This window comes from Microcoleus sp. MON1_C1 (genome assembly GCF_036701945.1).
GTDB lineage: Bacteria > Cyanobacteriota > Cyanobacteriia > Cyanobacteriales > Microcoleaceae > Microcoleus.
The window spans coordinates 49,511-62,896 of sequence record NZ_JAUBRO010000014.1 but is presented as its reverse complement, the minus strand read 5'-3'; the positions used below and the strand labels follow the sequence as shown (position 1 = coordinate 62,896).

Sequence of the window (13,386 nt, the reverse complement as noted above, 5' to 3'; positions counted from 1 at the left end):
CACTTTTAGTCATCAGCCAGATGACTGATGACTGATGAGCTGCCTGATTTTCGACCCAGGAGAATATAAGTTTTCATTCCCCCTTTGCCTTTAACTTCTATCATTCCTCGCTCCTGAAACAAATATTTATTTTCCAACAACTTATAAGTAGTTTCGCTCACTTGAATCCGCCAAGGCAAACCCTGAGATTCCATGCGGGAAGCAATATTTACCGTGTCGCCCCATAGATCGTAAATAAACTTCTTTATACCAATTACTCCGGCAACAACCGGGCCGCTGTGAATGCCGATGCGGATACTAAAATATTTATTATTGTTAGCATTAAATCGGGCTATTTCTGCTTGCATATCTAGGGCAATTTTGGCGATCGCATCTGCGTGGTCTTCCCTGGGTGCAGGCAGTCCTCCTACTGCCATGTATGCGTCGCCGATGGTCTTAATTTTCTCTAAACCGTGCCGTTCGCACAAAAGGTCGAATCCTGAGAAAATCTTATTTAGGAGATCCACAAGTTCGATCGGATTCATGACGGCAGACAAAGCAGTAAACCCCACAATGTCGGCGAACAAAACAGTCACTTGCGGAAAGTATTCGGCAATAGTAGTTTCGTTTTGCTTGAGGCGTTCTGCTATTGCTTTGGGCAAGATATTTAACAGCAGCTTTTCGGATTTTTCTTGCTCTTCTCGCAGGGCATATTCTGCTTGCTTGCGTTCCGTAATGTCGTGGTAACTCCAGACTCGGCCGATAATTGTATCTCCCAGCCGCTGCGGTTGCGAATAGCGTTCAAAAAATCTGCCGTCTTGAAATTCCAACAAGTCGTAACTTTCGGCTTCTGGCTGCTCGTCAAGCGATTGTATTCTGTCTTGAAATGCTTGGGGGTCTTTGAGTTGGTTCAGGACAAAGGCGATCGTTGTGGCGTCGTCTCGCAGTGCCATCAATTCATTAGGTATGCCCCACATTTCCACAAATTCTCGATTGAAAGTGACAATTTTTCCGCTCCTGTCAGTAGCTAAAATACCGTCAGCAGTAGAATCAAAAGTTGCTTGCAGCAGGGATACAGATTTTGCTAGGGCGTCTTCGGCCATTTTTCGAGCAGTAATGTCTCGCAAAATAGCGCGAATCGCTACTAGCGAACCTGCCGCAAATTTACAGCTTATGCTGCCTTCCAGCAAAATTTTTTTATGTTCTTTAGTGATAAATATTATTTCAATAGAGGGTGGATACAAGGTACTTTCATTTAGGTTTTTTTCGGTAATAGCTTGATACAATATATCCAGAGACTCTGGGGAACTGTTCGGATGAATGATATCAAAAACAGTCATTTGAGCAATTTCTGCTTCGGTGTAGCCCAGAGTTTCCCGCCAAGCCCGATTGACATACAAAAAATGACCGTCTGCTCCAATACTTTGAATTAAGTCAGTAGCATTTTCAAATAAGTCTCGGAGTTGTTCTTCGCTTTCCCGCAAAGCTATTTCCGCTTGTTTGCGCTTGATAAATTGACCGAGTTGGCTGCCGATGGTTGCCATTATCTGGAGCAATTCTTCATCAAAACACTGCACTTCGCGGCTGAAAAAAATCATCACCCCCAACACAGACTTTGCAGAATTTTCAGGGTCGTAGTCGCCCAAAATTGGAAAACCCAAAGCTCCGTGCAGTCCTTCTTCAGCAGCGATTTCGCGGCGCATACAACTGTCGCTTTTTGTGACATCGGCAATCCACTGAGAGCAACCGCTCGCCCAAACGAAACCGGGCAATCCTTCGCCAAACGCACAAGTCATTTGTTCGGTAAATTCGGCAAATTTGGGGATAGAAACTGAGCGTTTTGTCCAACTGGCGACGCACCGAAGCAAATTGGGGTCGGAAACCGCAGTTATTCTCTTAGTTTCTGACAGCAGTTTTTCCCCAGATTCTGGCATCCAAAGTTCGGCAGTATCCCATCCCAAGCTGTCGCAAATTACGGGGAGAATTGCTGCTATAGCTTTTTTGATTGTTTCGGATGCCGACAGGATGCGAGTGGTGACGTACTGAGTTATTTGTCGCTTGCGGGCGCGCTGTCTATCTGTGACATCGCGGCCGATGTAAACGAAATCTTGAAGGGCGGGCCCAGACCCAGAAACGCCTTTAATGTCAGTCGAAATCGCCGTACAGGAAAACGAAACTGTTAGCTTTTCTCCGCTTTTTCCTCGGCAAATTACTTCGGTGTGAGTTTGAGATTGTTGACTATCTTCTTGACTGATTGCTTGCAAAGAGGAGCCAACAGCAGCAAGAGTGTCTATTTGCTGGCCTACTAATTCTGATTCGCTGTAACCGAACAAATCTTGAGCCGCTTGATTGACTTTTTTAATCTTTCCCGAGGCTGTTGTTACCAACAAAACTTCAGCCATTGAAGTAATAATTTTTTCAACATAATTATTAGTAGCCGCTAAGGTACTCAATAAAATATCCATTTCATTGGTAGCTTGCACTAGAGTTTGTTCTAAAGCCATTCTGTCGCTTACGTCTTGAAAAAATATAATTAATCTCTGATAATTTTCGTCATTGGTGAACTCGACGATATACATATCAAAATAAAGCCGCGATCCATTTTCTAATAGCCTCGTGATTGCTTTTAATTCAAAGTGTGGCAAACGTCTTTCAAAAATATCGATTAAAATTTCTTCAGTTCCCACCAATTCGGGAAAGGGAATGCGGACATCGTTGCCGGCGACTACTTCCTCGGGACAGTCGCCAAACCGCTGCACTTTGATAGAGGTTTCTTGGATTAAAAAGTCTTTATCCAGTGCTAGGTACTCCAAGTGGGGGGGGACTAACAGCTTTTTTAACAGGGTTTCCATGTTGAATTTTTAGTAGTGAATGCGCCCTCTGTAGCGCACTATCTAAAATTAATCTATTTATCTGTGTTGGTAAAATGGAATTTTGACTATAAAGGTAGTGCCTAACCCTGTCTCGCTGGAAAATTCGATTTGACCTCCGTGCAAGTCTACACACTGCTTGACTATGGATAAACCCAGCCCTGTACCGGGTATTTTTCCGACATTTTTGGCTCGATAATAAGATTCAAACAGTTGTTCTTGGTCTTCTAGAGGAATGCCAATGCCTGCGTCTTTAATTTTAAATGTAGCTTCTTCATTATTCTGACAATTTAATTCAAAATAAATATTGCTGTCGATCGGCGAATATTTAACAGCATTTGACAGCAAATTTGTCAAGATGTGCCGCAGCAATTTTGCATCTAGTGCGGGCAAGTTTTGCGTTTCCTGCGACTCGTTATCATTTTTGGTCGCGGGCGTGACTAATTCTTGACAAATAAAGTTAATTGTATGATTTTTTCCATAACTAATTTTAATTGATTCTACTAAGTCGCTGCAAAATTTTTTTAAGTCAACGGGTGCGGGATAGAATTCGAGTTTTCCGGCTTCGGCGCTGCTGAGCAACCGCACGTCATCTAATAGCTGAGCCATTTGTTGAGATGCTGATTTAACGTGTTGCAGGTATTTTTGTTTTTCCGCGTGGGTGATTTCGTCGCCGTAGTCTTGGAGGATTTTAGTAGCAAATAATACTGTACTTAGAGGATTGCCGAATTCGTGAGCAATCATTGAGAAAAAACGAGATTTTACCTGTCTGAGTTCTTGCTCTTTTGCCAAAGAGCCGCGAATTTCTATTTCTTGTTGTTTGCGTTCTGTGATGTCCCTGCCTATATAAATGAAATCGTAAAGTCCCTCTAATTCTGTCTGAATTGGCGAACAGGAAAATTCTACCCAAATTTCTTCTCCTGCTTTAGTAGTGCAGACTATTTGTAGTTCTCTACGCAGCTCTTTTTGAGACAAAATATAGCGGTGGCGACCTTGGCAAATTAAAGTTTCTTCGAGTAAGATTAAAGACAGGGGGCGGCCGATCAATTCTGCTTCGCTATACCCAAATAACCATTGAGCCGATTGATTGATTGTTTTGATAGTTCCTAATGTTGTTGTCACCAACAAAGCATCGCCCATCGAACGAATAACTTTATCTATATAATCTTTAGAAGCGGCTAAGGCACTAACCAAAAGATTAGCTTCATTAGCGCTCTGAATCAACGATTGCTTCATCACCATCTTTTCGGTGGTATCTTCAATCAAAATTAGCAATTTATTTGGCACATCTTCTTGTTCGTCTTCATGTTTGATAGCCAACATATCAAAGTATAAAGGGCGGTTTGGGTCGGCAAACCGAGCGATACCTTTGACTTCAAAACCCGGTAGCCGTCCCATAATGATAGACATGAGGATATTTTCAATGCCAATCAGTTCGGGAAAACTTATGCGAGCATCTGCACCGGGTATCGCGTCGCCCGGAGTATCGGCATAATGCTGCACTTGGGCGGAGGTTTCCTGAATTATGAAATGGTGATTTACTACAAAATACTCTATTTGTTGCGGGCCCAATAACTTTTTTAAAATGGGGTTCATACTGGTTCTATCATTGTGTAAGCTAGTTTATAGAAAATTTCGTCAACGTCTTTGCCTGTTTTAGCAGATGTCGTGTAAACTGCTATTACTTTGTCTTGACATATCGAATGGGATATTTCCACTAGCAGCGGCAATTTTTCCTCGTCAATCAAGTCTACTTTGTTCAAAGCGACGATAATTGAACCTTTAGGATTGACTGAAGAAAAAAGCTGAATGTGTTCGGAGATTCGCTCAACTGTTTCGGAGCGGGTGACATCGGCAACGATTAAAACGCCGCTAGCTCCCTGCAAGTAAGTCGGTGCTATTCCTTTGAATTTTGTATGCCCTTCTAAGTCCCAAATTAGCAACTGTACAGTCACGTTTTCCCGCTGTTTTGTGTTTCCTAAGATGATGTTTTTGCGAGAAATTTTCACTCCCACTGTGGACAGGTACTCGTCGCTGAATTTCTGATCGACAAAACGGCGGATCAGGCTGGTTTTGCCCACGCCAAAATCGCCAATCATGCACATTTTTTTAGATATAGTAACTGACATAATTATTTACTGTTTATGGTCTTAGTTATTGGTTCAAATAGCACGCACCTGCTTAAAATTCGCGGTTGATTGGGTTCCACGTCGGCAGGAGGATTGGGGATGCCAACCGTTTGGAGGCGCTTCGGGTTAGCACCTTGCCGCACTAAAGCATCTCGCACTGCTGCGGCACGCCTGAGCGACAACTGTTGATTTGTAGCAAGTTCTCCGCTTCGATCGCTGTGCCCAATTATCTTAATATGTTTTTGAGGATATTGATCCATGAAATTTTTGACACGGGCGATGATTTCTTCATCTGTTGAGTCTAATTTTGTCGTTCCTTGCTCGAAGTAGATGCGGGTTGTAATTTTCAGCGGCTCTAATTTAACGGTACTTATGACCGACTGAACACCGGGAATTTGCTTCAGGGACTGAGCTATTTTCTGTGCGTCTGCACTGTCTCTAACTCGACCCTCTACTGTAAGTTTACGATCGCCATACCGCGTAGAAATAGAAACGCCCTCTCTCTGGTTCAAAACGGCGGTAATCCGCTGCACCTCAGCCGCCGTCAAAACTGGATCTGGGGGGACATCTACAGCTATAATTCTATTATCTAATTGCAATTTCGGTGCAGTTGATGCGGCTATTTTTTCGGCTTGTGCCCGCAATTCTTGATTTGGCAACTTTCCGGTTAGCTTTAAAGTTTGGCCATCCACTGCAACATCTAAGCGGTAAACTGCTAATTCGGGAGTGGATGCTAAAGCTGCGATGGCATTTGTTTCGAGGCGGCGCTCAACACTGCTGCGGTACTGATAAATTCCCCAAGGTACTAAGATTAAGCTTAGGGCGGCTAAACCAATACCCGCTAGGGCGATCGGGGGTTTGGTTGATTTTTCCGTGGGCAGCGGGTCGAATAAAGTTTTTATACACGGGTGCAGCGAGTCCGGTATAGTATCCGGATCGCCGTTAAACTCGTGAATTACTTTACCGTAATTAAGAATGAGATTACTAACGGTTTCTCGTATTTTATTGATGAAAGGGTCTGACGGTTCTCCTTTAATCACGACTGCCATGTAGCAATATCCCGCTACTTCTAACATAATCTTGGAGTCGCCGTATTCAATTTGATTTAGTTCGGAAACTTCTCCCGGTCGAACGATACAGTCGTTAACAAAGCTGCGAATAGCTGTGAGCATTCCTGCTACCATTTCTGATTCTAAGTGGTAGCTTTCTGAGTTTTGAACTTCGGAAATTATTAACCCTGATGCTTTGTGAATTAAGAATGCTGCTTGGACGGTGAAGGGTACTGATTCTTGGAGGATTAATTCAGCTTCGGAGACTCCTTGTACTTTGGAGCGAATTTTTCTTTGGAATCCTTCGACGCTGATGGCATTGGACACTTTTTCATTGATTGTCTTGATAGCTTCTGCCATGTATCGGGAAATTGTACTGCCAATTACTGGATAGAGCGCATCCACCATAGAGTTGCGTTCGAGTTTTATTTGGGCTGTAATAGCTTTGCCCATTTCGGGGGCGATCGCCTGGGCGATCGACTCTTGGTCGAGGCGAATTTGCTCTTTAATTGCCAGACCGATTTCTGGGGCGATCGCCTTAGCAATATCCGCTGGCGAATTCACTATTTGTTGAGCAAGTGCCTCGGGAAGCAGCTCAGCTATTGCCGCACTCATTGCCGACTTGTTTTCCTGAGTTTTTGCCCTAATCACTTCGTCAATAATTGGGACGATCGCGTTGACAACTTCTTCTCTGGAATCTGTAATTTTGCGGCTGAGAATTTCTCCGATCCAAGGCAACATCAACTCAATCAACTCTTGGGGCTCGTAGATTTGGTGCTCCAGCTTTCCTAATTTATCGTCGATTGTTGCCATCAGGTGGCGCACCCCCGGCAAATCGTTTTCTGCCAGCAGACTTTTCACTTGCTCGATATCCGAGATTTGCGAGCCGAACATTAGATTTTGCAGCCTTTCCATGGCGCTGTCGGCTTCATTTAAATCCTGTTTAATTTTGCCTAATATTTCTGCTGGCTGCGATATCGGTGTGGGCTGTTCTACCAAGTTTGGCCTCGATTGAAGCGAACCAACCACCGGATCTAAATATGCAGTTTCTGGTGAGTCTGAGACTGTGGAAACTATGGGGTTATCGGGAATTTCCGAGGATTTTGACTCGGTTTCGGGAGCGGAAATATCTTGTTGCCGATCGAAGCCGTGGGATTTTTGAGCCTGTACTTCCTGTAGAGAATCATTCATTGTCAAGTTAGACAATTCTTCGACAGGCTTTGATTCCTCCTCCAAATCCGGCTGGACGATCGCGGAAACATCTATAGTTTTAGCTGAGGAATAGCCTTTTTCCAGTTCTGAAGTGTTGAGTTTGTGAGTAGTCAACAGCAAACTTTTTAACTCGTCTGCAACAGGCGGGGAATCGCCAGACTCCGGTTGGCGATCGTCGCCAGTTTCGGGCACACTCGCTGCAACTTCCTCTGGCGCTTGCTCAGAAATACCTAACAAATCCATCAACCCGCCGAGGGCCCCAGCTTGATTTTTTTCCTGGCTGCTGTCAGCTTCGGGCTCTGCATTTTGCTGGTTGGAACCAGCAATAATTTTGAGATCGACTAACAGATTCAGCAAGGGTTCTAGCTGGGTTGCTACATCGGCAGCAGACTCGTCAGGTTGAGAAACAAAACCCTCTAACTCATTTTCGTCAGCCGGATTTTCTTTCGGTAAAGCCATGCGTTCTTATTATCCGTTATGGTGGCGCTCCGGCAACAGAAATTCGGTATTTAACTTATTATCAGCAGCGCCTTTAAGTTCGGGGACAAATTCTGTTCCTTTGAGCCTCATGCCGAGTTCAAACAGAATTTCTGCCATGTCGTCTCTAGAAACTTTAACATCTCTGAGCATAGAAAAGCGACGATCGAGTTCTTCAAAAACCTGTGTTTTCAAAGTGCGGGTTTCTTCAGATAGTCGATCTCTGGTTTTGGAGAGTTCGTCGCGAAGCGAACTGGTTTGATTGTCTATAGCCTCGTCGAGGGCTTCCATGCTGCTGGAGAATTTGCGGTTAACGCGATCGACTTGCTGACGGAGGTCGGCGCTTTCTTCTTGGGTGTTTGAGGTGAGCGATTTAACTTTCTTCTCTAACGAATCAACTGCCACCTTCATTTCTGCAGACAGAACTGTCTTCACTTGTTCGATGCGAGCTTGCATATCTTGCTGCATCATGGACAAGTCGGAATCTATTTTATCGAAGCGATTATCGTATTCTCTAAGCTGCGCTCCAAAAATTATATCGCGAATCTGGTCGATATTTCCCAGCCGTTCGCGCATTTCTTCTTTAGTTATTTCGGCCATGCTTGTACCTAGAATCTCCGGAGATTGTGAGTTTAAGAACTGTGCTAGTGATTTACTACCGTTGTTGGTGGCACTAGCTTTTTTGAGTGGGGGGGCTTTTATTTTTTGAACTCTCACCCCTGCGTTGGGGATGGGATTTTTTAGAGTTTTGACTCTAAATATCCTGAGATTCAAATTTTTGAGCCTGGTCTTGTCACCAAAAAGACGGTTTGCTATCCTTGGCTTGCAGCAAGCTCAGAGAAGCGTAGATTTTGCTGCTATAGAGGACAGCGGGGTAGATTTTAATGTCTTGTACTGACATATTCAATCATATCGCATCTTGACAGTGCCTCATACCACAGCGCTTGATCCCCGGCAAAAAGCAGGCGGGCGCGGGCGCACAGGTCCAATTATATATAAGATATAACTCCAAAGCTGCACCGATCGCCGATCGACTCCCAGGGATGTTGCCTTTAAGCAGAAAGCACTTCTACAGCCGAACTCAGCCCCTCTCTCCCCCTCGCACCCTCTCCTCCTGCGATCGCCCTATAAAAAAGCGTAGGGCCCGATCGACAGCGATCAGACCCAATAATATGAGAGCTTTGTTTTTTTTAACAAACGAGATGTGTTTCCGATTGAGAACTGTTACTTACTAGGGTTTACAACTTGTGCAGCTTTACTGTTAATCCGCAACCACAACTAAGTCTGACTCGACTGCGGTTTGGCCTGACTGCTCGATGGGCAGTTCGCCACTATTGCAAGTTGTGTTCGGTTAATTTCTGCTGCGCCTGGGAATCTAGACCGGAGACACCATGTCTATATCCTCGAACTTTCTTTCTAAATATAGCGACCTCCTTTCTCTTTCTGTCCCGGTGTCTATTATTAAGTTAGCATGGCCTTTCGGAGGAGTAAAGCACAATTTGCAAAACTTGATAGGTCTTTACATTACTAAGTATAATGATATGAATCTCCAAATAGATGTAAGTTAGCACTCACGCACTCCTAACCAACAAACCGGGTTTTTCTACCGAGATTGAGGATTTTAAGCAAGTATTTTGGTTAAAAAACCCGGTTTCTGGACACCCGTGCGTAAGTCCTATAAATTCTATTGTTGCTACATCTTTACATACTTAAGTGTTTTTGTCATGTCTATTTCTCCTAAGTTTCTCAGTGGCAGCCAAATCCGCCAAACCTTCCTCGACTTTTATGCTCAGCGGGGACATAAGATATTGCCGAGTGCTTCTTTGGTGCCCGAAGATCCGACTGTGTTGCTGACGATCGCCGGAATGCTACAATTCAAGCCGATATTTCTCGGACAGCGCGCCGCCGAATCACCGCGCGCCACGACTTCTCAAAAGTGCATCCGCACCAACGACATCGAAAACGTCGGCCGCACCGCCCGCCACCACACGTTTTTTGAAATGTTGGGCAATTTCAGTTTCGGGGATTATTTCAAGAAACAGGCGATCGCCTGGGCGTGGGAACTTTCCACGGAAGTTTTCGGTTTACCAGCGTCGAATTTGGTTGTTAGTGTTTTCCGAGAAGATGACGAAGCTTTTGCGATTTGGCGCGATGAAATTGGCATTCCGGGCGATCGGATTCAGCGCATGGGAGAAGAGGACAATTTCTGGCAATCCGGCCCGACTGGCCCCTGCGGCCCGTGTTCGGAGATTTACTATGATTTCCACCCAGAGAGAGGCGACAATATTGACCTCGAAGATGATAGCAGGTTTATTGAGTTCTACAACCTGGTTTTCATGCAGTACAATAAAGATGCAGAGGGCAATTTAACACCGCTGCAAAATCAAAATATTGATACTGGCATGGGACTGGAACGGATGGCGCAAATCCTCCAGAAAGTCCCCAATAATTACGAAACAGATTTGATTTTTCCGATCATTCAATCGGCGGCGGAAATTGCCGGGATTGATTACCACAATAGCGATGAAAAAGTCAAGGTTTCGCTGAAAGTAATTGGCGACCATATTCGGGCTGTGGTGCACATGATTGCGGACGAAATTCGCGCGTCGAATGTTGGTCGGGGTTACATTTTGCGCCGGTTGATTCGCCGGGTGGTGCGCCACGGGCGACTGATTGGAATTCAGGGCGAATTTACGGTGCGGGTGGCTGAAAGTGCGATCGCCCTTTCGGAAGCAGCTTATCCGAACGTGCGGCAGCGGGAAGCTCAAATTAAGGCGGAATTGGCAAGGGAAGAGGCGCAGTTTCTCAAGACTTTGGAACGCGGAGAGAAGCTGCTGGAGGAAATTGTCGATCGTACAAAACAGCAAACCAACCAACAAATCAGCGGTCAAGATGCTTTCACTCTTTACGATACCTACGGTTTCCCTTTAGAACTGACTCAAGAAATTGCTGAGGAACAGGGAATTTCTGTGGATTTGGACGGCTTTGAAAGGGCGATGAAGGAACAGCAAACTCGCGCTAAAGATGCTCGCCAAACAATCGATTTGACTGTGCAGGGTTCTTTGGATAAGTTGGCTGAAACAATCCAAGGAACTGAGTTTGTCGGTTATGCTGAATTGTCGAGTTTAGCTGAGGTGGAAGTTATCTTGGTTGACGGCAAATCTGTGGAAGAAGCAGCCGCCGGTACCGAGGTACAAGTTGTTTTGAACCAAACGCCGTTTTATGCTGAATCCGGCGGACAAATTGGGGATAAAGGTTATTTGAAAAGCGGAGATAATGGTGATGGTTTGTTGGTAAGAGTTGATGATGTGAAGAAGGAATCGGATTTCTTCGTGCATTTCGGCTTGGTGGAACGGGGAACGCTGAGAGTTGGCGATAGTATTACTGCGAAAATTGACAATAGCAGCCGCCGCCGAATTCAGGCTAACCACACAGCAACTCACTTATTACAATCAGCTTTGCGGAAAATTGTGGACGATTCGATTTCGCAAGCTGGTTCGCTGGTATCGTCTGAGAGATTGCGGTTTGATTTCAATTCTCCGCGGGCTGTCACAGCAGAAGAGTTGCAGAAAATTGAGGATTTAGTTAATAGTTGGATTGCTGAAGCGCACGCTGCGGTCGTTGCAGAAATGCCGATCGCCCAAGCGAGAGAAAAAGGCGCGACTGCGATGTTTGGCGAGAAGTACGGCGACGTGGTGCGGGTGATCGATTTTCCCGGCGTTTCGATGGAATTGTGCGGCGGGACTCACGTCAGCAATACGGCAGAAATCGGGCTGTTTAAGATTGTTTCCGAAGCGGGGGTAGCGGCGGGAACTCGCAGGATTGAAGCGGTTTCCGGTCAAGCTGTTTTGGACTATTTGAACGTGCGGGATAAGGTGGTGCGCGATTTGGGCGATCGATTTAAGGCGAAGCCTGAAGAATTGCCGAACCGGATTACTAATTTGCAGAATGAGTTGAAGGATACTCAGAAACATTTGGCTGCTGTGAAGTCGGAATTGGCGATCGCGAAATCCGACCAGTTGCTGAGTGCGGCTGAGGATCTCGGCGAATTCAAAATCATTGTAGCTCAATTGGGAGATGTGGATACAGAAGCGCTGAAAACTGCGGCGGAAAGATTGCAGCAAAAGTTAGGAAATGCTGCGGTTGTTTTGGCATCCATTCCTGAACCGGACAAGGTAAGTTTGGTGGCTGCTTTTAGTCCAGAAGTCAATAAGAAAGGATTGCAAGCTGGCAAGTTTATCGGAGGAATTGCTCAAATTTGCGGCGGAAAAGGTGGCGGTCGGCCTAATTTAGCCCAAGCTGGGGGACGCGATGCAAGTAAATTGCAGGAAGCGTTGGAAAGTGCTCGCAATCTGTTAGTTGAAGGGTTGGGGTAATCTGGGTTTTCTGTAGGAAATAAAAACTCTTTGTATCTCTCGTTTATCGCCGAGTCTCGATCCCCCTAAATCCCCCTTAAGAAGGGGGACTTTGATCGGAATCTTGTCCCCCCCTTCTTTAAGGGGGGCTAGGGGGGATCGGGGCCTAATCGTCAGTTCGATCGCTTCCGTCTGCCTGAATCTCCGCAGGCTGCTACCGCATATTTTGGCCCTTACATCTGCGTTTATCCGCGTCCATCCGCCAACATCTGCGGTTAAAAACACTCTTGATTTCCCCGCAAAAAATGTAAAATCATACAAACATGGATAGTCAAAAATGAACCAAACACGCCGCCAAGCCTATCTCACCCTGATTGAATCTCTCCTCACCTGGGACATAGACGAACAAACCGCCATCCTGCAAGCCAATCTCGAATTATTAGAGGATGATTTTGCCCGATATCTGCGAGAGTGGGCAACTCAAATTCGGGAAAACTTGGATGCAGACCAAGCATACAATCATGCTTGTATTTTATACAATTTAAATCTAAGTTTTTCAAGTCTTCAGCAAGGCAGTCGGGCAAGCAACATAGAGATTGCGATTGCTTGTCTGGATATAAGATTAACTATTTTTACTCCCGAAGCTTACTCAGAAGATTGGGCAATCAATCAAATTAGTCTGGGAAATGCTTACTTATACAGAATCAAGGGAGAACGGGGTGAGAATATCGAAAGGGCGATCGCCTTTTATGAAGCTGCTTTACAAGTTTACACCCGCGATGCTTTTCCCCAATATTGGGCGATGACTCAAAATAATTTGGCAAATGCTTACAGTGACAGAATCAAAGGAGAACGGGGTGAGAATATCGAAAAGGCGATCGCATTTTATGAAGCAGCTTTACAAGTTTACACCCGCGATGCTTTTCCCCAAGATTGGGCGATGACTCAAAATAATTTGGGAGAAGCTTACAGTGACAGAATCAAGGGAGAACGGGGTGAGAATATCGAAAGGGCGATCGCATTTTATGAAGCAGCTTTACAAGTTCTCACCCGCGATGCTTTTCCCCAATATTGGGCGATGACTCAAAATAATTTGGGAGAAGCTTACCGTAACAGAATCAAAGGAGAACGGGGTGAGAATATCGAAAAGGCGATCGCATTTTTTGAAGCAACTTTACAAGTTCGCACCCGCGATGCTTTTCCCCAAGATTGGGCGATGAGTCAAAATAATTTGGCAAAAGCTTACAGTGACAGAATCAAGGGAGAACGGGGTGAGAATATCGAAAGGGCGATCGCATTTTATGAAGCAGCTTTA

The 13,386-nt window shown here is 45.2% G+C and carries 7 protein-coding genes; 2 read left to right on the top strand and 5 right to left on the bottom strand.

What is annotated here, in order from left to right:
* Positions 1-5: 5 nt before the first annotated feature.
* The 5 genes from QUA62_RS10210 to QUA62_RS10190 are packed head-to-tail and all read right to left on the bottom strand — an operon-like array spanning position 6 to position 8,316.
* Positions 6-2,831 carry an adenylate/guanylate cyclase domain-containing protein gene (locus tag QUA62_RS10210; protein WP_333403741.1) on the bottom strand — a complete coding sequence of 942 codons (2,826 nt, stop codon included), beginning with the start codon at positions 2,829-2,831 and terminating at the stop codon, positions 6-8.
* A gap of 57 nt (positions 2,832-2,888) precedes the next feature.
* The gene (locus QUA62_RS10205; RefSeq protein ID WP_333403739.1) at positions 2,889-4,445 is read right to left on the bottom strand and encodes a PAS domain-containing sensor histidine kinase; all 1,557 of its coding nucleotides are present in this window, start codon (positions 4,443-4,445) and stop codon (positions 2,889-2,891) included.
* Entirely contained in the window at positions 4,442-4,978 is a 537-nt protein-coding gene (locus QUA62_RS10200) for a Rab family GTPase (RefSeq protein WP_190658867.1), read from the bottom strand. Before QUA62_RS10200 ends, QUA62_RS10205 begins: the two co-directional genes overlap by 4 nt.
* A 2-nt stretch (positions 4,979-4,980) precedes the next feature.
* Entirely contained in the window at positions 4,981-7,698 is a 2,718-nt protein-coding gene (locus tag QUA62_RS10195) for an OmpA family protein (protein WP_333403737.1), read from the bottom strand.
* Positions 7,699-7,707: 9 nt separating this feature from the next.
* Complete coding sequence (locus QUA62_RS10190; protein WP_333282522.1) at positions 7,708-8,316, bottom strand: hypothetical protein; 609 nt, start codon at positions 8,314-8,316, stop codon at positions 7,708-7,710.
* A 1,124-nt stretch (positions 8,317-9,440) separates the two neighbouring features.
* On the opposite strand from QUA62_RS10190, the gene alaS reads away from it, so the two are divergent.
* Entirely contained in the window at positions 9,441-12,092 is a 2,652-nt protein-coding gene (gene alaS, locus QUA62_RS10185; RefSeq protein ID WP_333403735.1) for an alanine--tRNA ligase, read from the top strand.
* Between the two features lie 316 nt (positions 12,093-12,408).
* Positions 12,409-13,386 (top strand): tetratricopeptide repeat protein (locus tag QUA62_RS10180; protein WP_333403733.1); only part of this gene is annotated, 978 nt, incomplete at its 3' end.